Genomic DNA, 26072 nt, shown 5'->3' with positions numbered 1-26072 from the left:
CTGTAGGCGTTGCCCCGGGCTAGGCCGCCAGGTCCCGCTCGTCGGCGCCCGGCGCCGGCTCCTGCTCGGCCAGGGCGGCGACCGGCTCGACCTCGCCGGGGCCGCGCCACACCAGCCGGGAGGCCTTCCCGGAGCGGGCGACGGCCTTGGCGACGGGGGTCAGCAGGGCCATGGCGAGCGGCGACAGCAGCAGCGCGACGGCCGTGCCGAGCGCGAACCCGCCGACGACGTCGGTGGGGTAGTGCACGCCCATGAAGACCCGGCAGAAGCCCTCGGCGACGGCGAGCGCGATACCGGCGACGCCGAACTTGCGGTTGGCGACGAAGAGGCCGACGCCGATGGCCATGGCGAGCGTCGCGTGGTCGCTCACGAAGGAGTAGTCGGTCTTGCCGTCGACCAGGACCTCCAGGCCCTGGTGGTCCTCGAAGGGGCGCGGGCGTTCCACGAAGCCTCTTATCGGTACGTTCACCAGGACGGCGATACCGGCGGCGAGCGGCGCCCACACGACGGCGGCGACGGACGAGGCCGCGTCGTCGAGGACCGGGCGGCGGCGGGCTCCCCACCAGCACCACACGACGAGCAGGACCAGGGCGAGCAGGAGTCCGTACTCACCGACGAACTCCATGGTCCGCGCGAGCCAGCCGGGGGCGTCCTCGGCCAGGCCGTTGATGTCGTAGAGCAGGCTGACGTCGGGGTTCGACCCGGAATCATCGAGTCCAGCCATGATGCTGTGGCCCCTTGTCTTCTCACTCGCGAGCGCACGTGGTCGTGCGCCCTTCCATCAACCCCCGTGGTCAGTGCAGTCGTGCCGCTGGTTCAGTGCTCCCCGCGCTGTTCTTCGCGTACGTGCCGTACCAGACAAGGGAACGCCTGGTCCCCTTCCATACGTTCCACTCTCCACCGAATGATCACTCAGACGTTATCGAAGAGAGATTCATCGCCGCAGCTCAGGGGGTTGCTTCAACGGAGGGTTCAAGCCAGATCACGCGGCGCGCGCGCCGTGCGCGCGCCCTCCGCTCAGCACCGGAGCGCCCCCTCCCGAGCACCGGATCGAGCGGTGGCGCGGGTCCGCGTCAGGCCTCTACGCCCCCGTCCGAAGGCCGCCCCGAGGGGCGGGCGGCGGGCCCTCCCGAGGGCGAACCGGAAGGTTCCTCGGCGGGACCGCCTTCGGGATCCACGTCCGACTCCCCGGGCCGCTCCGATTCCTCCGCCGGACTCTCCTCCGCCTTCCCGGGCTTCTCAGCCTTCTCAGCGTTCCCGGGCTTCCCTCCGGGCCGCTCCACGAGCTTCTCCACCGGCTTCTCGGGGATCGCTTTTGCGCCATCTTTGGTGACTCGCGTGGCCCCGAAGTAGTCCGGCGTATCGACCGGGTCGAAACGGATCACCGCGCCGGGCCGGGGGGCGTCGATCATGTAGCCGCCGCCGACGTAGATCCCCACGTGCCGGATGGCACGCGAGTTGCTGAGGTCGTCCGAGAAGAACACCAGGTCACCGGGGAGCAGCTCCTCGCGCTTGGGGTGCGGCCCGGCGTTGTACTGGTCGTTGGCCACCCGCGGCAGGGTGATGCCGACACTGCGGTACGCGGCCAGGGTGAGCCCGGAGCAGTCGAACTTGCCGCCCTGGTCGGCGGTTCCGTTGCCGCCCCACAGGTACTCGGTGCCGAGCTTCTTCTGCGCGTAGTAGATGGCGCCCGCCGCCTGCTGGGAGGGGTTCACGCGGTCGATGGGCCGGGCGAAACTCTTCTCCAGGGTCGTGATGATCTTGACGTAGTTCTGCGTCTCGCGGTACGGGGGCACGCCGCCGTACTTGATCACGGCGTAGGCGCCCGCGTTGTACGCGGCGAGCATGTTCCTCGTCGGATCGCCGGGCGCGTCCTTCACGTACTTGGCGAGCTTGCAGTCGTACGAGGCCGCCGACGGGATGGCGTCCTTGGGGTCCCACACGTCCCGATCGCCGTCGCCGTCGCCGTCGAGCCCGTGCGAGGCCCAGGTCCCGGGGATGAACTGCGCTATCCCCTGCGCCGCCGCCGGGCTCTGCGCCCGCGGGTTGAACCCGCTCTCCTGGTACAGCTGGGCGGCGAGCAGAGCCGGGTTGATGGCCTTGCAGAGATTGCCCCACTTCTGCACCAGCGGCTGGTACGAGGCGGGCACCGCGCCCTTGGCGAGCCCGACGTTCCCACCGCCCCCGGACTGGTCGGCGAGGCTGCCCGCCGCGACGAAGGTCCCGACGACGAGCAGCATCATGAATCCCATGGACCCGCTGAACGCGACGCCTGCGAGCAGCCATGCCTTACGCACCGTCAACCACCCCTCGCCGCCCGGGAGTCCGCCGGGGCCAGTGTAGAGGCGGGGCCCCTGGCGAGGGACTCACGAACACGCGGCCCACAGAAGCTTCCCGCCGCGCCCCGGACTCGCGTACGCGCCCCACGAGTGGGAACACGCGCGCACCAGGCACAGCCCCCGGCCGCCCTCCGCCCACCGCGAGGGCGTGCCGTCGTCCGGGGGCACCGCCGCCCCGAACCCCGGCGGGATGACGGGACTGGTGTCCCAGACGGCTACGCGGACCCCACCCGGGGCGGAAGGCTGAAGCCCGAGGCCGTAGGCCCCGTCGGTGTGCAGCTGGGCGTTGTTGAGCATCTCGGCGGCCAGGAGCTCGGCGGTCGGCGTGAGTTCGGCGAGCCCGTGGGCGGCGAGCACGGCCCGTACGTGTGCGCGGGCGACCCCCGGTGCGCGGGGATCGTGCGGGAGGTGGAGGGTGTAGGCCCAGGACGGGTTTACGGTGGTCATGGAAGTCTCCGTTCACGCAGGGGAGTTGCGGGGTCGTGCCCAGTGACCGTTGCCGCTCCGTCGAGCGGGGTGCTTCTGGGGTGGGGGCCCGGCTATAAGGTAGCGGCGCACCGATAAGGAATTATCGATGTTGCCGAAAAGGGCTGTTCCACCACTCGTGTGGGTGAGTCAGTCGGAGCGAGAGGCAGAGCGAACCGTGAGATCCAACCCGACGGGACGCCAACTCCGTTTGGGCGCGGAGCTGCGCAAACTTCGGGAGCGGGCGGGACTGACGTCCACCGAGGCAGGTCAACTCCTCGGCATGAAGCAGAACCAGGTCAGCAACATGGAGTCGGGCCGCATGGGCGTGAGCCCGGACCGTGTGCGGCTACTGGCCAGCCATTACGAGTGCCCGGACAAGGATCTCGTCGACGCCCTGGCCACCATGGCGAGCGACCGCACACGCGGCTGGTGGGAGCAGTACCGCGAACTTCTGCCCGGTTCACTCCTCGACCTGGCCGAGCTGGAACACCATGCACGGGCCGTGCGGGACAGCACCACGGCACGCATCCCAGGCTTGCTCCAGACGCACGCCTACGCTCGCGAGATCTTCCGTCACGCCGTTACGGCACTCTCCCCACCGGACATCGAACACAGGCTCTCGTTCCGGATCAAACGACAGACCATCCTGTACGCGGACACTCCCACGCCGTATCACGCCGTCATCCACGAGGCGGCGCTCCGCATGAAGGTTGGCGGCCCGGCGACGGCACGCGAACAGCTTCAGCACATCCTCGACATGAGCGAACGCAGCCACGTCACTGTGCGTGCCATCACCTTCGACGCCGGTGCCTACCCGGGCTCAGGGCAGTCGATCTACTTCGTGAACGGACCGGTGCCGCAACTGGACACAGTTCAGTTGGACCAGTCCCACGGTCTGGCGTTCCTCGACGCCGAGGCCCAACTTCACAAGTACAGGACTCTCTTCGAGCGCATCGACAGCGCCGCGCTCTCCCCCGCCAAGTCCCGGGACCTGGTCCTCGCCATCATGCAAGACCTGTGAAGGAGTACCGATGAACTCCCCCTGGCAGAAGTCGTCCTACTGCTCCGAGGGCAACTCCTGCATACACGTGTCCACAGCAGGCGCCCGCAACATCCGCCTCACGGAGAGCGCCGACCCGGCCCAAGTCATACTCTCCGCACCGCGCACCGCGTTCGCCGCTCTCCTCCGCGCTGCGAAGGAGAGCCCCAGCCGTGCCTGACGTGCCCCCGGACCTCGACTGGACCCGAACCGCCCCCGAAGGCGAAGACGGCCCCGGCCCCTGGATCGAGCTCGCCTTCGGCGCGGACGACGCCGTCTACCTGCGCACGACCGACGCCCCGGACAACGTCGTCACGACCACCCGCAAAAAGTGGGACGCCTTCGTCCTCGGCGTACGGGCGGGCGAGTTCGACCACTTCGTTGAAGGGGTCTAGTACGCGCTGCCTGCCGCCTCCCGGCGACGCGGCGCACGCGGCGCGTGTCAGGAAAGCGGTCCTTGCCCGTCCCGCAGCCGCGCGGCGAACGCCCGCGCGGCAGCCAGGTCCCCTTCGTTCGGCCGCTGTTTCTGGATGCCGCCGACCAGCTTGAAGGGCCCCATGGTGTCCAACGCCCGGCACGAGAAGTTCCCGTCCACCTCAAAGCCCTTGCCTTCCAGGAGCTTGGCCAAGGGGCGGGAGAAGGGCGCCAGCGGCAGCTCGGGAAGCCCGCTGGTGGCGAACACGAATGCCCGGCCCCGCCCGGTGGGCAGCGCCTTGACGAAGTTGATCAGGCGGGGGTGGAGCCTCTGGTAGAAGACGCCCGAGCCGAATCCCACGAGGTCGGCATCGGCCAGCTCCGCCAGGTCGGCCTGCTCGGGGGAGACGACCTTCGCGTCCAGTACCTGGGCCATGCAGTCGGCGACACGACGCGTATTGCCGTGCGACACGGAGGCGCACACGATGACGGCCTTCATCTTCACGGTCCCTTCTCTCGCTTCCGCCATGAAGACACCGCAGCGACGTCAGGTGTGACACCACTCGGGTGTGATGGCAGGCACACCGCTTCGTGGAGGGCGTGGAGGGCGTGGAGGGCCTGGAGGGCCTGGAAGGCGTCGGAAGTTCGAAGGAATAGCACCGCAAGCCGCCGCGCTGAGCCGAGGAGGGGCGGGCTTTGGCTGATATCGCGTGGTGTTGGACTCGCGTGTACCGGTGCGAATGTCCTGGATCGTGCAACGTCCCCTGAGCTGACTCCCGTTGGCGGGCCTCATGGATGTCTCGTGGCTGTCTCGTCCTGGCCTGAATCTGATCGCATGAGTGATCGTTCAGATACAAGCTGTCATGCCCAGTGACTAGAGTTGCCTGGTGGTTCGCAAAAGCTATGCGCTCGCCGCGCGATCGAGCCTGGGCCGTGTGGTCGTTCCAGAGGTGGGGCCGGTGGGGAGGGCTGGTGCCGGGCAGGGGCCGGGCCGGGCGAACCGGCGTACGCAGGATCCGGCAGGGGACGCGGGAGGGGCGGCCTGATGGGCGGCAAGGGCGGCACGTCTTTTGAGTCGATGAGTCATGAGCAGATGCTGGCGTGGCTCGACCAGGCGAACGCGGGACAGGTCCAGGCGGCCGCCGACCGGCTCGTCGCCGCGGCTGCGGAGATCCGCAAGATCGCGGACGAGTTGAAGGTGCGGCCGCAGTGGGTGCGGTGGAAGGGCGAGGGCGCGACGGCGTTCCGTACGTGGAGCGGCGATCTGGCCAACTCCACGCTCCGCCTTGGTGACTTCAGCGAGGAGTCGGCGAGGTGGCTGTCGCGGGCGTCGGAGGCGATTGCTACCGCGCAGGCGTCGATTCCGCGTGACAAGGGCGGCGCGCAGGGCAACTTGAAGGCGGCGCAGGCCGCGCCCAACGATCCGGACGCGCGGGCGGTGGGCGCGAAGTCGGCGGGTGAGCTGGAGCGGATCGAGGCGGCCAAGGAGAAGGTGCGCCAGGAGGCCGCGGCGGAGATGCGGAAGCTGGGGCAGGCGTATCAGTTGGCGGCTGGGCAGTTGGAGGGGTTGGAGAGGCCTCGGTTTCGGCCGTTGCCGCCGGAGGTTACGCCGCCGCCGGTGGGGTTGGCTATCAACGAGTCGCCGCCCAGTGGGGGCGGCGGGACCGGACCATCGGGTGGGGAGCCTGGAGGAGCGCTGCCGGGTGCGCCGCCCTCGGGCGCACCGCCCCAGCCGCCAACTGCCGTCCCAGGCCCCACCGGGTCGGGGCCAGCACCCGATCTGCCGCCTGGCACCGCGCCGCGACCTGCACCCCAAGTCCCGGACCCTGTAGGCGTCCAGGTCGACGGAACGACAACGCTCCCAGACGTCTCATCGGCACCACCGTCCTCCCCTCCCGACGGCACGTCGACCCCGGTCAGGCCCGACGGGACGGCTCAACCCATAGGTCTGTTTCCGCCATCTTCGGGACGGCAACCGAGCCCGCCGGCAAACCCCACGATTCCGCCGGGGCCAGGGCCAGTTGGGCCAGGGGGACGTTCACTACTGCCGCCCGGGGGCGGGCTGGTGGGGCCTCCTCCGGGACGGACGGCGGGTGGTGGACCAGTGGGTCCTGCTCCCGGACGGGCAGGTAGTGGACCGGTAGGACCGGCCCCCGGGCGTACGCACAGTGGGGGTCAGCCTCTGCCTCCGCGCCCGACGGGCCCGGCGCAACCGGTGGTCGGGGGCACTCCCAGGGTTCCACCTGCGGGCCCGCCTGCTGGACGTATGCCAAGCGGCCCCGGCATCGTCGGCGGTCGTCCCACGCCGTCCGTCCCCGGCGGGCCGACCGGAGGCATACCCCGAGGTGCGGTCGTCGGCGGGACTCCTGCGGGGACGGGCCCGGGAGGGCCGGGCGCCGGACGAGGCGCGGCAGCGGGACAGCGACCGATGAGTGCCCCCAACGGCATCGCAGGCGGGCAGCCCCAGCGGCAGGGACCGATGCGGGGCGCCATGCCGCCGAACACGACTCAGCCCTCACGCTCACGACGCGACGAGCAACGAGACGGCAGACCGGACTACCTCACTGAGGACCAGGACACCTGGCGCCCGGACGGCCGCCGGGTCGTCCCGCCCGTCATCGACTGACATGCATACCCCCACCCCAGAAACCACGAGGTCATGAGAGTGCAGATGGCTGCCAGGACACCGCACCACACACGGTGGCGGAACATCGCCTCGGGTGCCGTGGGCCTCCTGCTGACAGGCGTCGCGGCCACACCCGCTCACGCGGAGTCCGTACGAGAGAAGCAGTGGCACCTCAGCGCCATGCAGGCCGAGAAGATGTGGCAGACCAGTACGGGCAAGGGCGTCACCGTCGCTGTCATCGACACGGGTGTCAACGCCGAGTTGCCGGATCTGCGGGGCCAAGTGCTTCCGGGCATGGACCTGGCGCCGGGGAAGGCCGGAGACGAACACACCGACCCGCAAGGGCACGGCACTTACATGTCACTCATGATCGCGGGAACAGGCAGGGGCAATGGCGGAAGCGGCTCTCTCGGCCTCGCGCCGGGCGCCAAGGTTCTCCCCATCCGAGTCCAGGACGACGGGCTGAACGCCAATCAGCACATCATCAGGGACAACAAGCGCTTCAGCCGTGGCATCCGCTACGCAGCCGATCACGGTGCGAAGGTCATCAACATCTCGATGGCGCTTGTCAAGGGGTCACCACAGCTCACTGCGGCTGTGCGGTACGCCCTGGACAAAGGCTCGCTCGTTTTCGCCGGAGTCGGCAACGAGGGGATCTCGGCGCTTCGCTACCCAGCGGGTACGCCGGGGGTGGTCGGCGTCGGATCCGTGAGCAAGAGCCTCCGCAAGACAAAGGAGTCCCAGTACGGCCCCCAGGTGGACCTCGCCGCACCCGGTGACGAGATCTACACGACGTGCGCGTCAGGCAAGGGCATCTGCAACACTCACGGCACCAGCAACGCCACCGCCCTCGCCTCTGCCAGCGCCGCCCTCATCTGGTCCAAACACCCTGACTGGACCAACAACCAGGTCCTGCGGGTCATGCTCAACACCATCGGCGCCCCCACGGACGGCGCGAAGCGCAACGACTCCATCGGCTACGGCATCGTGCGCCCCCGGGTCGCTCTGGAGAAGCCGGGTGACCCGGGGGCGCCGGACGAATACCCCCTGCCGGACCTCAAGCAGTCCATGCCCGAGCCCAAGCCGAAGGCCACGTCGCCCACCCCGTCAACCGCCCCCGGATCGGCGGCACAGGACAATTCCGACGACGGCGACGGCGGCGGCATCGGCACAACAGCCAAGGTCGGCCTGGGAGTCGGCGCTGCCGCGCTGATCGGCGGCGTGGTCGCCGCGGTGGCCGTCGCCCGCAGGCGCCGGGCCGCTACGTCCCCCAACGTGTTCGGGAGGCCATGACATGGCGTGGGAGGAGTGGGCGCAGCTCAAGGCAGATGCCGCTGAGCGGCAGGCCGGGCGGATGCGACTGAACCAGCTGCCGACCGGGCGCGGGGGCGAGGGCGGGGGTGGCAAGGACCTCGTCGTCCACGACAACGAACTCGGGCGGCTCGGCAACATGGCGTACGACCTGCGAGAGCGGTTCCGTGTGGACAGTGACCACGCCCGGCAGGCCACGTTCGACGCCTCCGTCGAGCTGGGGAACGACGGCCTGGACACCGGCGCCGCGCTCACCGAGTTGCACGACGCGTGGAACAGCAAGGCCAAGGTGCTCAAGGACGCCTGCGCCCACATCTCCAACGGCCTGGACTTCGCCCGCTCTCAGCATGCCAAGGACGAGGACAAGGTCGCGACGTCCATCAAGGCCTCGGCCATCTCGCGATACCTGGCGTAAGGGGAACTGGTGCTGACCGTCTCGGATCTGCTTGAACTCCGCCTGGGGAAGCTACAGGAAGCCGTCACCGACTGGCAGACCATGGCCGGCCGCCTGCAGCGGCTGGCCGAGGGCAAGGACGGGATCTCCGCCGCCGACCTGGCCCAGCAGGCGGGCTCCGCCGACTGGCACGGCGTGAACGCCACCGTGACGCGGGAGTTCATCACCAAGACCAGCCGCGAGTTCAGCCAGGCGGCCGCCGAGGCGAAGACGATCCTGAGCCTGCTGCGCGATACGCACAGCGACCTCGCCAAGCACAAGAGCGACCTCCAGACCGCCATCGACCACGGGCGCACGCGGCGGATCCGCCACGAGGAGAACGGCACAGCGCGCTACGCCCACCCGAAGGGGCTCCTCGGCAGCGAGATCACGGACAAGCCCAGCCAAGCGGAGCTGGACGCCGCGGCCGAGCGGGTCACCCGGATCCTGTGGGAAGCCACCGAGACCGACCGGATCGCAGCCGAGGCCCTTCGCGGCATCGCGAAGAACAAGCACGACTTCCGCTCCGGCGGCCCCAAGGACCTCGCCGCAGCGGACGCCAGGCAGGGCAAGAAGGAAGCCGAGTACTGGGCGAAGAAGATCAAGGAGGGCGATGTCAGCGAGTGGAGCGACAAGGAACTCGCCCGCTTCAACGACTCGCTGAGAAACCAGCGGGACAACAAGGCCTTCACCGCCACGCTCGCCACGAGTCTGGGCGGCGAGGGAACTCTCCAGTTCTGGCGCGACCTCGCCGCACCTCCCGGCGCAGACATCGAGGGCGACCGGGCCAAGATGCTGGCCCACGTCCAGGACAACCTCAGCATGTCGCTGGCGAACGCCACGCACGTCGACACCCCGGCCATGGACGAGTGGAAACGCGACGTCATCGCGGCCGGGGACAAGAAGTTCCCGCTGCCCGATGGAATCCAGGGCCCCTACGGATTCCAGATCGCCAGCAGCCTCATGAAGAAGGGGAAGTTCGCATCGGGCTTCCTCAACGACTACGGCACGAAGCTGATCGAGTTCGAGCGGGAGAAGGGGAAGAGCCCCGCTTACGGCAACCCCGGAAACCTCTGGGGCTTCGACAGCCAGCTCGACTACCCGCCTTCGGACAAGCCGAACGACCCCGTCGCCGGTTTCCTGGAGGGCCTGGCCCACAACCCCGGCGCCTCAGCCGCGTTCTTCAAGGGCTCCACGCAGGGCGATGGCCTTGAGCCGATCGACAACTACGACTACTTGGTGGGCGCCAAGGGCGACGAGGACAACGCACCCGACGTCCGCTCGTGGCCACAGGGCGAGGACGGCAAACCGGCCGGGTACGCGAGCCTCGGGCACGCGCTGGAGTCGGCGACGCTCGGGTACGCGTATGACGACAAGACCCCCGAGATCCCCCCGATGAAGACCGACGCGCAGATCGAAGCACGCCAGGACCGGACCGACCTCATGAAGAGGGTCGTTGACCACTATGGGAGCGCCGATCTGATCGATGGGCAGCCCGGGATGCGGGACAGTCTGGCGCGGATGGCTGCGGGGCATGTCGACAGCCTCACGTACACGAACGCCGACTTCGGACGCACCCTGGGGGTGACCGACGTCGGCGAACTGCTCGATGCGGATAAGAAGCACCTGGTCCATCTAGGATCCGGGACCCCGAACTTCCTTCGCGCTCTGGCCTCGGATCAGGACTCGTACGCGACGGTATCCAGCGCCCAGCAGGTCTACGGTGCCAGCCTCATGGCGGCTCAGGGAAATGACCATGACGCCGCCATGGGTGCTGCTGGATACAGCCTCAGGGTGCACGGCGCGCTTGATGAAGCCCGGTTCGAGGCCATCGGCAAGGAGTTCGCCGACGAAGAGGCCAAACGTAATGAGGCATTGCAAAAACAAGCCGGATGGCGGAACTTCGCCGCGAGCGCCATTATCGGCACGGGCGTTGGGGTAGGGGCGGCCACCGTCATCCCCGCAGGAGCAGCTGCCGCCATCGCTGTCCCTCTTGCGTTCGAGGTCGGGGGCGGGGCTGTGGAGACTTTCAGCACGAACACTCTCGACTGGCTGAAGGCCGACGAGTACGACAATAGCCAGCAGGCGATCGACAGCATCGACGCGGCGAAGGCAGCGGGCCAGAGCAATGCCATGGCTCCGATCATCAACTATGCGCAATCCGAAGGGATAGACGGAGGCCAAATGGCCAAATACGTGAAAAATCTGGAGGACGAGTACGGTCATGGTGACACCAAGACGGACACCGACGATGCGAGGGGCCACTGATGCGGAACCTCCGGCTTACGGCAGCTGCCCTGGCCTGTGCGCTCCTCGCCGTGGGTGGCTGCACCGGCAGCGCCGAGAAGCGGGACACGCGACGCGAGAGCCGGGACTGCGAGAAACTCCTAGGAAAGGAAGGAATGACCTGGCTCAAAGAAAGCGCCAAGGTGCCCAAGCTGAACCCGAACACCTCCGAGACGATCGCCCACGCGGCCGAGAAATTCCGCAAAAAGGTCCCCGGCTGGAATCCAGACGAGTCCGCATTCCGGAGCACCGCACGATCTGTGATGTGCTATTCAGAAGCCCCCGAGCGCGGGCCCAGCGCCCAGTTCATTCTGGCCTACAGCGCAGCCGCTTTTCCCTTCGACGAATTCCCGGGCCCTAACGTCGGATTGATCTCAGTCGATCTCGGGCCGGACGCAAAGCTCATCTACGAGAAGAGCCGCTATCCTGACAAGCGGAGGTACTACGTCCACGTCAGGTGTGGAATACCTGGGGCGCCCGCCTCACAACTGAATGATGTGACGCTTGCAGGGTCAATGACCGACCTCCTCACCGACGACCTGAGCAGCTACCGCACCCACCTCCAACACCTCCTCCACTCAGCCAAAGTGATGGCCGACGGATTCAAGTGCGCCAACAACCCGCAGATCCCCACGACCCTCCCCCCTTCCGTCAAGGACTGACCTTCGCCACGGGCACGTGCCGGAGCAGCCGTCACCTCGCCCGGTCGGAGGCGGCGTGCGCCGGAGCGGAAACCGCCCGTTACGGGCGATTGACGCAGCGCCAACTTCGGTGGAATGTAGGGGAGTTGGGTCGACCCTGTGGGGATGGGGAGCGTCGGCCCGTGCGCACACCCGTGTTCGAGGTGTGCGCCCTACGGCTAGGGGGAGCCGACGTTGGCAACCGATGGACCTCGTGACGAGCCCAGAGGCGAGCCCCAGGACCGCCGTCCTGACGAGACCGGGGACCGCCGTCCCGACGAGCCTCAGGACCGCCGCCCCGACGAGACCGAGGGCAACTTCGGCCCGCCCCCGGCCACGCCCGCGCCGCCCGCGCCCCCGGCCACGCCTGCCGCACCTGCGCCGCCCGCCACACCCACGCAGCCCGCGCAGCCCACGCAGTCCGTGCCGCCCACCACACCCGCCCAGCCCACGGCACCGCCACCACCGCCCGCGTACGCCCCCACCACCCCACCTGCCCCATCCGCCCATCCTGCTCAGCCCGCCCCGGCCGCCTACGGCCCGCCGCCCGCCTACGGCCCGCCCCAGCAGCCGCCCCACGCCCAGCCCGCCGCGCCCACATCGCATGGCGCGACCGCACCGCCCGGCACGCCCACCCCACCCGCACCACCCGCCTCCCCCTACGGCACCCCTGAACTCCTCGAACCCCCGGTCACGCCCCGGGCCCCCGCGCCCGACCCCGGCCCGCCCGAGCCCCTGCGCCCCCTAGCCGCCGCCCTGCTCAACCTCACCGGCCTCGGCCTCGGATACGTGCTGATCCGCGCCTGGATCCCCGCCGCCCTGTGCTGGGTGGCCACCGCCGCGCTGCTCCTCGTCGCCCTGCCCGCCGACGTCGACGGCGTACCCGGCGGCGCCCTCCTCGGGTACGCCGTCGTGCTGGTGCTCGCCGCCGCCGACGCCGCCCGCCGCGCCCGCCGCGCGCCCATCGGCTGGCGGCTGCGCGCACCCCTCGCCGCCGGGCTCGGCGTCGTCCTGCTCGCCGTACCCGCCTCCGGCGCGCTCGCCTACGACTCCGCCCAGGACGAGGCCGTCGAACAGATGCTGCTCGACCGCCTCGACAAGGCCGACCGGCTCGTCAAGGCCCAGGAGGGCCGCCCGTTCACGGCCACCGAGAGCGAGTACCGCGACGCCCTCGGCACCTACCGCGGCCTCCTCCGCGACCACGCCGACTCGCGCGCCGCCGACCGCGTCCCCGACCGCCTCGACACGTACTACAAAGCCGTCGCCGCGCCCTACGCCGGCCGCCAGTACTGCGAGGCCATCGAGCCGCTGAAGTATCTGCGCACCCTGCCCGACAGCCTCGGCGAGGACCGCCTCGGCCGCCTCGCCACCTGGCCCGACAACCGCCTCGCCGACTCCCTGCACGCCTGCGGCATGACCTCGCTCGGCAAGACCGGCGGCGGCACCGACCTGCGGGAGCTGATGAGCACCTTCCCCAAGTCCGACGCCGCCGCCAAGGTCGTCCCCGGCATCCGCGCCGCGATCGACGAGCGCGCCGACGAACTGAAGGGCCCCGACCCCTGCTCGGCCACCACCGAGCTGCGCGCCATCCGCACCACCGCCGAGACCCTGCCCGGCGACACCGCCGCCTCGCTCCGCGCCAAGACCGCGAGCACCATCCAGTCCGGCAGCTACGCCTGCGGCGTCGACGACTTCAAGGACGGCCGCTACACCGACGCCGCCGAGACCCTCTCGGGCTACGCCGACACGTACAAGGACAGCGGCAGGAGCAAGCGCGCCCGCACCATCGCCATCGCCGCCGAGGTCGCCGCCGCCCGCCCGCAGGCGGGCCGCAAGCTGCCCGCGCAGCGCGGACCCGGCTCCGGCCAGGAGTTCATCATCAAGAACGACGGCCCCAGCGCCGTCGAGGTCCTCTTCACCGGCCCCGCCACCGGCAGCATCAAGCTCGGCGCCTGCCTCGGCTGCACCACGTACAGCACCAGGACCGAAGGACGCGCCAAGGCCTGCAAGGCCAGCGGCAGGAGCTACCCGCAGAAGACCCTGCGGCTGCCCGCCGGCGAGTACCACTTCCTCTACAAGCGCGGCACCGGCGCCGGCAACCTGGTCCGCGACCACAGCGACGGAGCCAAGGTGCAGGGCGGCTACCGCTACACGGACTGCGCCTACGTCGTCCGCGGCGGCTTCGGCGACTTCTCGCCCCGAACCTGACGCCCCGTCCGCAAGCCGCGCCCCGGGCCCGCCTGAGTTGACGTCAGTGGCCACGCCGGGCATTCATTGCCCGACGTCACCCCTCGTGATACACAGAGTGACCATACGTTCCTTCGTATAGCGTTCTGCGCCCGCCGCCGAACGCCTACGCGGGCTGCGTACGACGAAACGTACGAAGTCGGCCAACAAATGACGTCAAGGCGGCACGCGCCGGACCGATTGTCAGCGACAATGAGCCTCGTCCTCTGCACTGGGTAGGCAGAGGCGGGCAGAGGCGCGAGAACAACCCACTAGGGGCGGTGAGTTACACATGCTTATGGCAGCCGAGAAGGGCGACATCAACACCATCATCGGTGGGATCGCCCCCGACTGGGGCCCCTTCGGGAGCCTGGGCAACGAGGCGCGCGTGATGATCGAGGTGGTGATGGCGGTCGCCATCCTGCTGTGCCTCGGCATCGCGATCTGGGGCGCCGCCAAACAACGCATCGGCGCGACGGCCCTGCGCGACACCTTCAGCGCGGAACAGGGCAAAGGCCTGATCATCGCCGGTCTCACCGGCGTCTTCATCATCGGCTCGCTGGGCACGCTGTTCACCATCGTGTACGGCATGGCGGTCTGACACCCGTTCCCCGGCTGCCACCGGGTACTCCCCCGTCCGACGCGCCCACCGGCTGAGGTTGCAACTCCCTGATGTCCAGTCACCACACCGCGCCCGCGCGGGAGCCGGCCCGGCTACCGTCGTACCGGGTGCACCTGGCGGATAGCGCGGTCAAGCAAGAGGTTGAGGGGGCGTACGCGGCATGAGCGATGACGATGACCTCTTCGGCGGCACGGGCGAGACCCGGACGCGGCTCCCGGAGGGCGGCGGCGCCGACGGGTACGGCTCCCGCAGACCCGCACGTTCCCCCTCCCGCAGCGTCGTCACCGTCATCGGCGTCGTCGTCCTCCTCATCGCCGCCATCGCCTTCGCCAACCGCGACGACTCGTCGTCCGACGGGGGCGGGGACGGGGGGCGCGGGGGCGGCAAGGGGACGGAGGCGGCTCCTACGGCGCCTACCGGGGAGAAGCCGGTGAGTGGGAAGGGTGCGGCGGGCATTCCTTCCGGGTTCCCGAAGACCCAGCAGGGCGTGGAGAGCGCGACGGCGAACTACGCCGTGGCGCTCGGCTCGGCCGACATGTTCAACACGTCCGGGCGGCACGCGATCGTCGACGCCGTCTACACCCCGACCGCCGCCAGCCAGCGCAAGCCCGAGCTGGACAAGGCGTACACGGGCGAGTCGTTCCTGTCCCGGATCGGCCTGACCAAGGACGGCAAGGCGCCCGACGGCATGACCTTCGTGTCCCGCACCATCCCGGTCGGCACCAAGGTCACCAAGTTCGGCGGGGGCTCGGCGACCGTCGAGATCTGGTACTCCTCGCTCTTCGGCCTCGCGGGCGAGAACGCCGAGAACCCCGTGACCGAGAGCTGGTTCACGAACACGTACGAGATGCGTTGGGTCGCCGGCGACTGGAAGGTCGCCGACTTCAAGCAGAAGGACGGCCCCGTCCCGGTCGGCCGCGACCAGCGGGCCTCCACCGCCGACGACATGGCGAAGGCCGTGGAGGAGTACGGAGGGTTCACCTATGCCCGGTAGCACCCGACGTCGCGTCCTGTCACTCACCGGCGCCCTGGCCGCCGTACAGACCGCCGTCCTCATGCTGGCCACCCGCGCCGCGGCGGAGCCCGACGACCCTTGCGAACTCATCCGCGGCCCGGCCAAGAAGTACTGCGAACGGGGCGAAGGCGGCGGTGGAGGCGGAGGCGGCGCCCCCAGGTCCCCCGCCGACGACGGCGCCTTCTCCAAGCTCGACCCGCTCTCCTCCCTCGCCCGCGGCTTCGGCGACGCCGCGTCCTGGATCGTCAACAAGCTCACGGAGTACGTGAACGACACCGCCGCGGTGGACTTCACCAACGAGAAGTTCCTCCAGCAGTACGCCGTGGTGTTCGCCGCGTCGACCGTCCTGACGCTGATCGTGTGGCTGCTCGCGGTCGCCAAGCGCGCGATCCGCGGCGTCCCCATGCTCACCGCGCTGTCCGAGGCCATCGGATTCCTGTGGCTGACGGTGCTCGCCTCGGCGTTCACCCCGCTGATCCTCGCCACCGTCGTGTCCGCGACCGACGGCATCTCCGAGGTGCTCGCCAAGTCCGTGGGCGGCGAGACCGACAAGTTCTTCGGCACGTTCTCGCAGGCCCTGGACAAGGGCACCGACATCGGCGGCGGCCCGATCATGCTGATCGTCGTGTCCGCCGTGTCCATCGCCGCCGCGGGCATCCTCTGCCTGGAGCTGGTGATCCGCGCCGCCATGCTGTACGTCGGCGCGCTCCTCGGCACCGTCGTCTACTCGGGGCTCGTCGACAAGAACACCTGGGGCCGCATCCGCCGCTGGGCGGGCCTGATGGTCGCGATCATCCTGGTGAAGCCGATCATCGTGATCGTGCTCGGCATCGCGGGCGCCCTCCAGGGCGAGGACGGACCCGACTCGCTGTCCGCCGTCGTCTCCGGGCTCTCCGTCATCCTCCTCGCCATCTTCGCCAGCGCCTCCATCTACCGCTTCGTCCCCGGCTTCGGCGACGACATCATGGCCACCCGCAACAACCGCCTGATGCGCGGCGCCGAGAACCGCGCCGCCACCGCCCTCAACTCGCCCGCCGCCTGGGTCGCCCAGGGCATCCGCACCCACAGCGCCCGCTCCAACGGCAAGGCCGGCGGCGGCAAGGCGGGCGGCGGCGACACCCCGCCCCAGCCCGCCACGGCCAACGCCGTCGGCAGCGGTGTGTCCACCCACGGCCACCGCTCCGGCTCCCCGAACGGCGGCGGAACTGTCCCCTCCGCCGCACCCCCGCCCCGCACGAGCCCGTCGAGCACGCCGCACGCGGGCGACCGCACCGGAAGTACCAACCGCTCTGGAGGTGAAGGGCGTTGACGACCCAGTCCCATGTGTCCCCACCGGTCACGCCCCGCCGCACCTATCTGATCGGCCGCGCCCGGCCGAACGCCATCATCGGCCGCAACCGCGAGACCGGCGAGATCGCCCTGATCATCGGCGGCGCCTTTCTCGGCATGATGTGCGGCATCCTCATCCCCTTCCTCCTCCCGCGCATCCTGCTGCTCATGGGCTTCCCCCTGATCGCGATCGCGGCGGTGTACCTCCCCTACAAGGGCCGCACCTTCTACAAGTGGTTCGAGATCAACCGCAGCTTCAAACGCTCGCTGCGGCGCGGCACCGCCTACCGCTCCGGCGTCGCCGAGGCCGGGGTGCGCCTCGACGGGCGCGAGGTCGAGATCGGCCCGCCGCCCGGCATCGGCCGCATCAACTGGCTCGCCGCGCCCTTCGGCCCGGACGAGATCGCCGTCCTCCTGCACGCCGACCGGCGCACCGTCACCGCCGCCATCGAGATCGAGGGCCCCGGCGTCGGCCTGCGCGACAGCGAGGACCAGGAAGCCCTCGTCGACCGCTTCGGCACGCTCCTCAAGCACGTCGCCAACGGCGACGGCTTCGTGACACGCATTCAGATGCTGGCCCGTACGCTGCCCGCCGACCCCGACGCACACGCCAAGGACGTCACCGCGCGCGGCGACGACCGCGCGCTGCCCTGGCTCCAGCACAGCTACGAACAGCTCCAGTCGATGGTCTCCACCAGCAGCGAGCAGCACCGCGCCTACCTCGTCGCCTGCATGCACTACTCCCGCGACCTCGCCGCCGAGGCCCAGGCCATGGCCCGCGCCTCGCGCCCGCACGGCGGAAGGAAGCTCGACAAGGACGCCGGGCTCGCCGTCGTCATGGCCCGCGAGCTCACCGACATCTGCTCCCGCCTCCAGGAAGCCGACATCCGCGTCCGCCAGCCCCTCGGCCAGGGCCGCCTCGCCTCCCTCGTGCACTCCATGTACGACCCCGACCACCCCATCGACCACCTCCAGGCCATGACCAAGCGCAACGCCTGGCCCGCCGAGCTGGACGCGATGGAGCCGACGTACCTCCAGGCGAAGACCCGCGAGTCGACCACCCGCGCCCCCTGGTGCCACGCCACGGCCTGGGTGAAGGAGTGGCCGATGACGCCCGTCGGCGTCAACTTCCTCGCCCCGCTGCTCGTCCACACGCCCGACGTCATCCGCACCGTCGCCGTCACCATGGACCTGGAACCCACCGAGGTCGCCATCGAGCGGATGCTCACCGAGAAGACCAACGACGAGGCCGAGGCCAGCCGCCAGGCCAAGATGAACCGCACCGTCGACCCCCGCGACATCGCCTCCCACTCCCGCCTCGACCAGCGCGGCGAGGACCTGGCGAGCGGCGCCGCGGGCGTCAACCTGGTCGGCTACATCACGGTGTCGTCCCGCTCCCCCGAAGCCCTCGCCCGCGACAAGCGGACCATCCGGGCTTCGGCCGGAAAGTCGTATCTGAAGCTGGAGTGGTGCGACCGCGAGCACCACCGGGCATTTGTGAACACGCTGCCGTTCGCGACCGGCATCCGGCGATGAACCTCAACGGTAGGGGTGTGAAGGTGCGATGCGGGACCCGCTGACCGTCCTCACGGACGCGTTCACGTCCTTCCTGTTCGGGAAGGTGGAGACCACCCGCCTGCCGGTGCGCACGTCGACGGGCCAGGCCCAGGCGGTCTACCTGCCGACGGCCGCACCCGGCCTCGGCGACTCCGGCGTGATCATCGGCCGCGAGGTGTACTCCGGCAAGGGCTACATCTACGACCCGTTCCAGCTGTACGGCCAGCAGCTCCCGGCACCGCACTGGCTGGTGCTCGGCGAGTCCGGCAACGGCAAGTCCGCCCTGGAGAAGACGTACGTCCTGCGCCAGCTCCGCTTCAAGGACCGCCAGGTCGTCGTCCTGGACGCGCAGGGCGAGGACGGCGTCGGCGAGTGGAACCTCATCGCCCAGGAGCTGGGCATAACTCCCATCCGGCTCGACCCGACCGCCGCCCTCGACATGGGCATCCGCCTCAACCCCCTCGACCCGGCGATCACCACGACCGGCCAGCTCGCGCTGCTCCGCACCATCATCGAAGTCGCCATGGGCCACGGCCTCGACGAACGCTCCGGCTTCGCCCTGAAGGTCGCGCACGCCTACGTCAACGAGACCATCGTCGACCGCCAGCCCGTCCTCACCGACATCGTCGAACAGCTCCGCCACCCCGAACCGGAGTCCGCCGAGGCCATGAACGTCGCCATAGACGACGTCCGGGCCTGGGGCCTGGACGTGGCCCTCGTCCTCGACCGCCTCGTGGACGGCGACCTGCGCGGCATGTTCGACGGCCCCACGACCGTCGGCATCGACCTCGACGCCCCCCTCATCGTCTTCGACCTGTCCCACATCGACCGCAACTCCATCGCCATGCCCATCCTCATGGCGATCGTCGGCGTGTGGCTGGAGCACACCTGGATCCGCCCCGACCGGAAGAAGCGCATCTTCCTCGTCGAGGAGGCCTGGCACATCATCAACTCGCCCTTCGTCGCGCAGCTCTTCCAGCGCCTCCTGAAGTTCGGCCGCCGCCTCGGCCTGTCCTTCGTCGCGGTCGTCCACCACCTCTCCGACGTCGTCGACGGCGCCGCCGCGAAGGAGGCGGCGGCGATCCTCAAGATGGCGTCCACCCGCACGATCTACGCCCAGAAGGCCGACGAGGCCCGCGCCACCGGCCGCGTCCTCGGCCTGCCCCGCTGGGCCGTGGAGATCATCCCCACCCTGACCCCCGGCATCGCGGTCTGGGACGTCAACGGCAACGTCCAGGTGGTCAAGCACCTCATCACGGACACGGAACGCCCCCTCGTCTTCACCGACCGCGCCATGACGGAGTCCGCGAGCGACCTGCTCGCCGACGACGCCCTCGCGGCGGCCGAACGGGAGGCGGAGGAAAGGGCCGCGTACATGGAACAGCAGATGGGCGACGGACCCGCCGGGTCCTCCGGCTCCCGCTCGACGGTGGCGTGACATGGGGCAGGAACGGCACGGGCAGGGGCCCGGCGGCCACGGCCCCGCCGGACAGGGCACGGGCGGGCGCGGCGGCGTGCCGGACGGCCTGCTCGTGGGCGGCCTCGCCTTCGTGCTCGGCATGGTCGTCCTGATCTGGTCGTCCACGGGCATCGCGGCCTGGTGGGCCCACGGCTCCTGGCCGGACGGCGTGACCTTCGGCAAGACCCCGCCCGCGGTACGCCACCTCGCCCAGGAACCCCACGACGTCCACGGCGCCTGGCCCGACACCCCCGCCACCCAACTCTCCGGCTACGGCCTCCTCTGGGGCTTCCTCATCGGCCAGGTGATGATCCTCATCGTCCTCACGATCTTCGTCATGGGAACGGTGACGCGCTACAGAGCGGTACGCAGAGCACGCCGGTCCGACTCGCGGAGAGCGCCGACTCCCGCGCAGGACCAGTCCGCACCCGCCGCGGACAGCCCAGCGCCCACCGCCCTACCTGCCCCCGCCCCTGCCCCTGCTCCTGCTCCTGCTCCTGCTCCTGCTCCTGCTCCTGCTCCTGCTGTGGGCAACTGGTCCGCTCACAGGGCGGATCCCGGCCCGAAGTCGGCGCAGGCCGACGGCGCCCCGACGGAGACGGCCACCCCGCCGACCCCGGCGCCCACCGAGGTCGAGCCAGCCAAAACCCCCACGGTCCCCACCCCCCGTACCCCCCTGGTCCTAGGCACCCCGGAAACCCGTCGCCCCCTGGCAGCCCAAGCCATCGCGGACGCGGAATCCGCCGCCCTGGTCATCACCTCGGACCCCACCCTGTGGGAGGAGACCAAGGACGCCCGGGCGAAGCTCGGCCCCGTCCTGGTCTACGACCCCTCGCACCTGTGCGACACCCCGGCCCGCCTCCACTGGCCCCCCACCACCGGCTGCGAGGACAACCAGACAGCCGCCCACCGGGCAAGATCCCTCCTCGCCCCGATAAGGCCCAGCGCCAAGCTGGACACCGCGGTGGCCGACACGGCGGAAACCCTGCTCCGCAGCTTCCTGCACGCCGCAGCCATCGACGGCCGGAACATCAAGCACGTCCACCGCTGGGCCCAGGGCACCCAGGTCCAGGACGCCGTCCGTGTCCTGCGCACCCACCCCAAGGCCGCCTCGGGCGCAGCGGGCGAACTGGAGTCGGCCCTGACCGCGCACACCGAACGCCGGGACATCGCCCAGGAGTTGACGGCCCGCGCCCTCTCCGCCCTGTTCACGGTCAACGTACGAGAATCCTGCACGCCGAACCGAACTGACGCCCTCACTCTGGATTCCTTCATCGATGAAGGGGGCACGCTTTTTGTGGTGGGTGAGGCGATCGAGGACCCCAAGACGAACCCCGGCGCGATGCCGCTCCTGACGGCACTCGCCTCCAGCGTGGTCGAGCACGGCCGGCGCATGGCCGAACGGTCATCCTCCGGTCGGCTCGACCCACCAATGACGCTCGTCCTGGACGACGTCGCCGCGGTCGCCCCGCTCCCGCAACTGCCGGAGCTGCTCGCCACCGGACCGGAGCGGGGCATGCCCACCCTGGCCCTGCTCCGCTCCCGCGAACAGGGCCGCGCCCGCTGGCCCCACGACGAGCTGACGGGCTGAGATCCGCTGGACCACGTACCCCATCCAAAACGAGCGTTCTATCTGGCGCGATGTGGTGTTCAGGCCGCCCGGCCCAGCACCATCTCCCGCTCCCGCGCCCCCGGATCCCCCGGCACCGGCACGACCTCCCCGCTGGGCACGAACCCGAACTTCCGGTAGAACGCCTCCGCGCGCGGATTGTCCTCGTGCACGAACAACCGCACCCGCTCCACCCCGGCCCCCTCGCCGTCCGTGGCCCGGGCCCAGCCGACGGCCGCCGAGAACAGCGCCTCGGTCACCCCCGTGCCCCGGTGCTCGGCCCGGACGAAGACCCCCACGAGATGCGCCTGCCGCACCGAAGGGCCCGCGCCGAGCACCCCCTGCGTACCCGGCTCCTCGATCAGCACCGTCACCGAACCCGCCCAGACGCCGTCCGGCCCCTCCGCGATGAACTGCCGCACCGAACCGCCCGGCGCGGCGGAGCCGGTGGCACGGTCCTGCCAGAAGTCGTCGGGCCGCGCGACGGCGTTCTCGTACGTCTCCAGGAAGGCGACCGGCGCAGCCGGGTCCCGCAGGGCAAGGAGCCGCAGCTCACGGACCTGTCGCCATTCGTCGGCGCGCACGGGGCGTATGAGGTGTTCCATACACCGATCTTGAGCGGACGGGCCGCCACGCGCAACGCAATTGCCCCGGCGCCCCCACGGCCACCGCCCCCGCCGTCGTACCCCGGTACTACTCCCCACCCGACGAAGAGACCCCGGTCCGACGCGCCCGCCCCCGCCCCGACGCGACCATCGAGCCATGATTCGGGCACACGGACTCACCAAACGCTATGGCGGGAAGAACCCCAAGACCGCCGTCGACGACCTCTCCTTCGAGGTCCGCCCCGGCACCGTCACCGGCTTCCTCGGCCCCAACGGCGCCGGCAAGTCCACGACCATGCGCATGCTCCTCGGCCTGGACGCACCGACGGCCGGACGCTGCACGATCGGCGGCCGGGCGTACGCCGCGCACAGCGCGCCCCTCACGGAGGTCGGCGCGCTCCTGGAGGCCCGCTCGATCCACCCGGGGCGCTCCGCGTACCACCACCTCATGGCGCTCGCCCACACCCACGGCATCCCGCGCTCCCGCGTCGAGGACGTCCTCGCCACGACCGGCCTCACGGACGTCGCGGGCCGCCGCGTGAAGGGCTTCTCCCTGGGCATGGGCCAACGCCTCGGCATCGCGGCCGCCCTGCTCGGCGACCCCGCGACCCTCATCCTCGACGAGCCGGTCAACGGCCTCGACCCGGAGGGCGTCCTGTGGATCCGCAACCTCCTCAAGGCCCAGGCCGCCGAGGGCCGCACCGTCCTCGTCTCCTCGCACCTGATGAGCGAGATGGCCGTGACCGCCGACCACCTCATCATCATCGGCCGCGGCAAGCTGCTCGCGGACACCACGGTCGAGCGCTTCGTACGGGACTCGGGCACCGGCTCCGTCAAGGTCGTCTCCCCCGCCGCCGCCCACCTCGCCGAACTCCTCGCGGGCCCCGCCGTGACCATCACCAGCAGCGCCTCCGGCACCCTCGACATCCGCGGCACCGACGCCGAGCACATCGGCCGCACCGCCGCCGCCCACGCCATCCCCCTGTTCGAACTCACCCCGCACAGCGCGTCCCTGGAGCAGGCCTTCATGGACCTCACCCACGACTCCGTCGAGTACGTCACCCCCCTGGAAGGAGCCGCGGCATGACCACGGACACCCTCACCCCGCCCGCCCCCGCCCCGACCCGGAGCCCGTACCGCGTCACCCCGGCCCGCGTCCTGCGCTCGGAGTGGCACAAGCTGTGGACGCTGCGCTCCACCTGGATCACCCTGATCACCGCGACCGCCCTCGTCCTCGCCGTCGGCATCACCATGGGCTCCACCTACGACGGCGACGACTCCGACATCGACACGGTCGTCTTCGTCCTCTTCGGCACCCAGCTCTCCCAGATCTGCCTCGCCGTCCTCGGCATCCTCGTCACCGCGGGCGAGTACGCGACCGGCATGATCCGCGCCTCCCTGACCGCCGTCCCACGCCGCCGGCCCGTCCTGTGGTCCAAGACCGCGGTCTTCGCGACGGTCGCCTTCACCCTGTCCTTCGTCACGAACGTCGTCACGTTCCTCGTCGCCCAGATCTGGCTCGCCGACACCGACAAGGAGCTGTCCCTCACCGACTCCGGCGTCCTCGGCGCCCTCGCGGGCAGCGCCGCCGCCATCACGCTGCTCAGCCTGATCGCCCTCGGCATGGGCGCGCTCTTCCGCTCCGTGCCCGGCGGCATCGGCGCGTTCGTCGGCGCCGTCCTGGTCCTGCCGGAGGTCATCGGCACGCTCCCCCTCGACGCGGTCGACACCGCCGTCAGGTACTTCCCGGCGCAGGCCTCCGCGTCCCTCGGCTCGATCACCCGCGTCGAGAACAGCGTGTCCGCGGGCACGGGCCTCCTCGCCCTCACCCTGTGGGCGGCGGCCATCCTCGTGACGGCATCGGCCCTGCTCAAGCGCCGCGACGTGTGAGCCCGGGCACGAGTCGACAGGTGAGGATCGGGCGCATGTACGAGATCCAGTACGTGTACGAGGATGAGCCGGTGACCCAAGACGTGGACCAGCACCCGCTCACCCGGCACGTGCAGCGGCTGACCCAGCGGGCGCGCGCCTTCGACGGCCGCCGCCCGCTGGTCTGGGACCTGCTCGTGACGGGGTTCTTCGTCGTGGCGGCCGGCATCGACTACCTGGGCGGCGGCTGGCGCAACATCGCGCACAACACGGACCTCCCCGGCTGGCTCGTCGCCACCCTGACCCTCGGCATGTCGCTGCCGCTGCTGTGGCGCCGCACCCGGCCGATGGCGGTCCTCACCGTCATGGTGGGGTTCGGCGTGGTCAACAGCGCGTCCGGCGCGATGCTCCAGATCGCCCTGGTCCAGCTCATCGCCCTGTTCAACATCGCGCTGCGACTTCCCCTGAAGACGCTGGGGTGGGCGGGCGTACTGATGCTGGTGCCCCTGGTGGTGGGCACGGTCCGCTATCCGACCGGCAGTTGGGACCAGCAGATCGTCCCGCAGGTGTGGGCGTACACCCTCGTCGCGCTGCTCGGCATCGCGGTGCGCTCCCGCCAGGACTACACCCGCGCCCTCGTCGAGCGCGCCCGCCAACTCGAAGTCGAACGCGACCAGCAGGCACGGCTCGCCGCCGCCGCCGAACGCACCCGCATCGCCCGCGAGATGCACGACATCATCGGCCACAACCTGTCCGTCATCACCGGCCTCGCCGACGGCGGCAAGTACGCGGCCACCAAGTCCCCCGAGCGCGCCGCGCAGGCCCTGGACGCCATCGGCTCCACGAGCCGCCAGGCCCTCGCCGAACTGCGCCGCCTCCTGGACGTCCTGCGCGAGGAGGCCGCCGAGACCGCCGAGTTGGCCCCGCAGCCCGCCCTCACCGACCTGGACCGCCTCATCGACGGCGTCCGCTCCGCGGGCCTGCCCGTCCGCAGCACGTTCCACGGCCGCGCCGACTCCCTGCCCCAGGGCCAGCAACTCACCGTGTACCGCGTGGTGCAGGAGGCCCTGACGAACACCATGAAGCACGCGGGCCCCGGGGCGACGGCGACGGTCGAGGTCTCGTACGCGGCGGACGGCGTGTCGGTGTCGGTCACGGACACCGGGCAGGGCGGCGCGCCGGCCGACGGGGGCCGCGGCCTGACCGGCATGCGGGAACGAACCGCCTTGTACGCGGGCACACTTGAGGCCGGCCCGCGCCCGCACCCCGAGCCGGGCTGGCAGGTCAGGCTCCATCTCCCCCGCGCCACCGCTCCCCTCCCCATCCCACTTAAGGAATCCGCTCAGTGACGACCGTCCTCATAGTCGACGACCAGCCCTTGCAGCGTTTCGGCTTCCGCATGCTCTTGGAGAGCCAGGACGACATGACGGTGGTGGGCGAGGGCGGCAACGGCACGGACGCGGTCCGCATGACGTCCGGTCTGCGTCCCGACGTGGTCCTGATGGATGTGCGGATGCCGGACATGGACGGCATCGAGGCCACGCGCCGGATCGTCGCTTCGGGCTCCAGTACGCGGGTCCTGATCCTGACGACGTTCGACCTGGACGAGTACGCGTACGCGGGGCTGCGGGCGGGGGCGTCGGGTTTCCTCATCAAGGACGCGCTGCCGGAGGAGCTGCTTTCGGGGGTCCGCGCGGTGGCCACGGGGGACGCGGTGGTGGCGCCTCGGCTGACGCGTCGCCTCCTGGACACGTTCGCGGACCAGCTGCCGACGGGCACGGACACCGAGTCCGGCTCGGCTGATCCCGCGAAGCACCCGCGCCTGTCGTCCCTGACGGAACGCGAGCTCCACATCCTCACGGTGATCGGCCAGGGCTGGACGAACACGGAGATCGCCGCCCGGCTGCATCTCGCGGAGTCGACGGTGAAGACGCATGTGGGCCGCATCCTCGCGAAGACGGGCGCACGGGACCGCGTGCAGGCGGTCATTCTGGCGTACGACACGAAACTGGTGCGCCCGTCGTAGTACGGGAAATGCCCCGGAACGCAGAAAACCCCCGTGCCGAATGGCACGGGGGTTTTCTCTACAATTAGTTCGGCGGCGTCCTACTCTCCCACAGGGTCCCCCCTGCAGTACCATCGGCGCTGTAAGGCTTAGCTTCCGGGTTCGGAATGTAACCGGGCG

The 26072-nt window shown here is 70.3% G+C and carries 23 protein-coding genes, 1 rRNA gene and 1 pseudogene; 18 read left to right on the top strand and 7 right to left on the bottom strand.

The window, feature by feature from the left end:
- Positions 1-19: 19 nt before the first annotated feature.
- The 3 genes and pseudogenes from ACZ6BG_RS38525 to ACZ6BG_RS38515 all read right to left on the bottom strand — a co-directional run bounded on the left by ACZ6BG_RS38525 (position 20) and on the right by ACZ6BG_RS38515 (position 2786).
- Positions 20-724, bottom strand: a complete 705-nt coding sequence (locus ACZ6BG_RS38525) for a phosphatase PAP2 family protein (RefSeq protein WP_469010918.1) — start codon at positions 722-724, stop codon at positions 20-22.
- Between the two features lie 571 nt (positions 725-1295).
- Positions 1296-2297: pseudogene (locus ACZ6BG_RS38520) on the bottom strand (C40 family peptidase); the annotation flags it as partial.
- 69 nt (positions 2298-2366) lie between these two features.
- Positions 2367-2786: an ATP-binding protein gene (locus ACZ6BG_RS38515; protein ID WP_469010916.1), complete on the bottom strand. Its 420-nt coding sequence runs from the start codon at positions 2784-2786 to the stop codon at positions 2367-2369.
- A gap of 196 nt (positions 2787-2982) precedes the next feature.
- Here ACZ6BG_RS38515 and ACZ6BG_RS38510 point away from each other — a divergent pair, with 196 nt between their 5' ends.
- The 3 genes from ACZ6BG_RS38510 to ACZ6BG_RS38500 are packed head-to-tail and all read left to right on the top strand — an operon-like array spanning position 2983 to position 4241.
- Complete coding sequence (locus ACZ6BG_RS38510; protein ID WP_469010914.1) at positions 2983-3828, top strand: helix-turn-helix domain-containing protein; 846 nt, start codon at positions 2983-2985, stop codon at positions 3826-3828.
- Between the two features lie 10 nt (positions 3829-3838).
- Positions 3839-4027: a DUF397 domain-containing protein gene (locus tag ACZ6BG_RS38505; RefSeq protein WP_469010911.1), complete on the top strand. Its 189-nt coding sequence runs from the start codon at positions 3839-3841 to the stop codon at positions 4025-4027.
- The gene (locus tag ACZ6BG_RS38500; RefSeq protein ID WP_469010907.1) at positions 4020-4241 is read left to right on the top strand and encodes a DUF397 domain-containing protein; all 222 of its coding nucleotides are present in this window, start codon (positions 4020-4022) and stop codon (positions 4239-4241) included. The genes ACZ6BG_RS38505 and ACZ6BG_RS38500 overlap by 8 nt, the downstream gene beginning before the upstream one ends.
- Positions 4242-4288: 47 nt before the next feature.
- Here the strand turns inward: ACZ6BG_RS38500 and ACZ6BG_RS38495 are convergent, their stop codons facing one another.
- Positions 4289-4759 carry a flavodoxin family protein gene (locus tag ACZ6BG_RS38495; protein WP_469010905.1) on the bottom strand — a complete coding sequence of 157 codons (471 nt, stop codon included), beginning with the start codon at positions 4757-4759 and terminating at the stop codon, positions 4289-4291.
- 584 nt (positions 4760-5343) lie between these two features.
- Complete coding sequence (locus ACZ6BG_RS38490) at positions 5344-5745, bottom strand: hypothetical protein (protein WP_469010903.1); 402 nt, start codon at positions 5743-5745, stop codon at positions 5344-5346.
- A 1186-nt stretch (positions 5746-6931) separates the two neighbouring features.
- On the opposite strand from ACZ6BG_RS38490, the gene mycP reads away from it, so the two are divergent.
- The 11 genes from mycP to ACZ6BG_RS38435 all read left to right on the top strand — a co-directional run bounded on the left by mycP (position 6932) and on the right by ACZ6BG_RS38435 (position 21395).
- Positions 6932-8179: a type VII secretion-associated serine protease mycosin gene (gene mycP / locus ACZ6BG_RS38485; RefSeq protein ID WP_469010901.1), complete on the top strand. Its 1248-nt coding sequence runs from the start codon at positions 6932-6934 to the stop codon at positions 8177-8179.
- Position 8180: 1 nt separating this feature from the next.
- Positions 8181-8612, top strand: coding sequence for a hypothetical protein (locus ACZ6BG_RS38480; protein ID WP_469010898.1), 432 nt, complete (start codon positions 8181-8183; stop codon positions 8610-8612).
- A gap of 9 nt (positions 8613-8621) precedes the next feature.
- A complete protein-coding gene (locus ACZ6BG_RS38475; RefSeq protein WP_469010896.1) occupies positions 8622-10898 on the top strand; it encodes a hypothetical protein in 2277 nt (758 codons plus the stop codon).
- Positions 10898-11578 (top strand): hypothetical protein, encoded by a 681-nt coding sequence (locus tag ACZ6BG_RS38470; RefSeq protein ID WP_469010893.1) that lies wholly within the window; start codon positions 10898-10900, stop codon positions 11576-11578. The genes ACZ6BG_RS38475 and ACZ6BG_RS38470 overlap by 1 nt, the downstream gene beginning before the upstream one ends.
- A gap of 213 nt (positions 11579-11791) precedes the next feature.
- Positions 11792-13804, top strand: coding sequence for a hypothetical protein (locus ACZ6BG_RS38465; protein WP_469010891.1), 2013 nt, complete (start codon positions 11792-11794; stop codon positions 13802-13804).
- A 310-nt stretch (positions 13805-14114) separates the two neighbouring features.
- The gene (locus ACZ6BG_RS38460) at positions 14115-14423 is read left to right on the top strand and encodes a hypothetical protein (protein WP_030363595.1); all 309 of its coding nucleotides are present in this window, start codon (positions 14115-14117) and stop codon (positions 14421-14423) included.
- Between the two features lie 181 nt (positions 14424-14604).
- A complete protein-coding gene (locus ACZ6BG_RS38455) occupies positions 14605-15438 on the top strand; it encodes a hypothetical protein (protein WP_469010887.1) in 834 nt (277 codons plus the stop codon).
- Complete coding sequence (locus tag ACZ6BG_RS38450) at positions 15428-16768, top strand: hypothetical protein (RefSeq protein WP_469010883.1); 1341 nt, start codon at positions 15428-15430, stop codon at positions 16766-16768. The genes ACZ6BG_RS38455 and ACZ6BG_RS38450 overlap by 11 nt, the downstream gene beginning before the upstream one ends.
- Positions 16765-18324, top strand: a complete 1560-nt coding sequence (locus tag ACZ6BG_RS38445; RefSeq protein WP_469010880.1) for an SCO6880 family protein — start codon at positions 16765-16767, stop codon at positions 18322-18324. Before ACZ6BG_RS38450 ends, ACZ6BG_RS38445 begins: the two co-directional genes overlap by 4 nt.
- Positions 18325-18352: 28 nt before the next feature.
- A complete protein-coding gene (locus tag ACZ6BG_RS38440; protein ID WP_030363591.1) occupies positions 18353-19783 on the top strand; it encodes an ATP-binding protein in 1431 nt (476 codons plus the stop codon).
- 1 nt (position 19784) lies between these two features.
- Complete coding sequence (locus ACZ6BG_RS38435; RefSeq protein WP_469010877.1) at positions 19785-21395, top strand: type IV secretory system conjugative DNA transfer family protein; 1611 nt, start codon at positions 19785-19787, stop codon at positions 21393-21395.
- 59 nt (positions 21396-21454) lie between these two features.
- Here ACZ6BG_RS38435 and ACZ6BG_RS38430 read toward each other — a convergent pair whose 3' ends face one another.
- Positions 21455-22018, bottom strand: coding sequence for a GNAT family N-acetyltransferase (locus ACZ6BG_RS38430; RefSeq protein ID WP_469010875.1), 564 nt, complete (start codon positions 22016-22018; stop codon positions 21455-21457).
- A gap of 157 nt (positions 22019-22175) precedes the next feature.
- On the opposite strand from ACZ6BG_RS38430, the gene ACZ6BG_RS38425 reads away from it, so the two are divergent.
- From ACZ6BG_RS38425 to ACZ6BG_RS38410, 4 genes are read left to right on the top strand one after another with little or no spacing between them, the layout of a single operon-like run.
- On the top strand, positions 22176-23105 hold the full coding sequence (locus ACZ6BG_RS38425) for an ABC transporter ATP-binding protein (RefSeq protein ID WP_469010873.1): 930 nt from the start codon (positions 22176-22178) through the stop codon (positions 23103-23105).
- A complete protein-coding gene (locus ACZ6BG_RS38420) occupies positions 23102-23908 on the top strand; it encodes an ABC transporter permease (protein ID WP_469010872.1) in 807 nt (268 codons plus the stop codon). Before ACZ6BG_RS38425 ends, ACZ6BG_RS38420 begins: the two co-directional genes overlap by 4 nt.
- Before the next feature lie 35 nt (positions 23909-23943).
- Positions 23944-25236, top strand: coding sequence for a sensor histidine kinase (locus tag ACZ6BG_RS38415; RefSeq protein WP_469010869.1), 1293 nt, complete (start codon positions 23944-23946; stop codon positions 25234-25236).
- On the top strand, positions 25233-25913 hold the full coding sequence (locus tag ACZ6BG_RS38410; RefSeq protein WP_469010867.1) for a response regulator: 681 nt from the start codon (positions 25233-25235) through the stop codon (positions 25911-25913). Before ACZ6BG_RS38415 ends, ACZ6BG_RS38410 begins: the two co-directional genes overlap by 4 nt.
- A gap of 67 nt (positions 25914-25980) precedes the next feature.
- On the opposite strand, the gene rrf is transcribed toward ACZ6BG_RS38410, so the two are convergent.
- A 5S ribosomal RNA gene (rrf, locus tag ACZ6BG_RS38405) occupies positions 25981-26072 on the bottom strand; the annotation flags it as partial.

The organism is Streptomyces sp. NPDC041205 (assembly GCF_055591765.1).
Note: the sequence above shows the minus strand (reverse complement) of the source record. Positions and strands in the feature narration are given on the sequence as shown.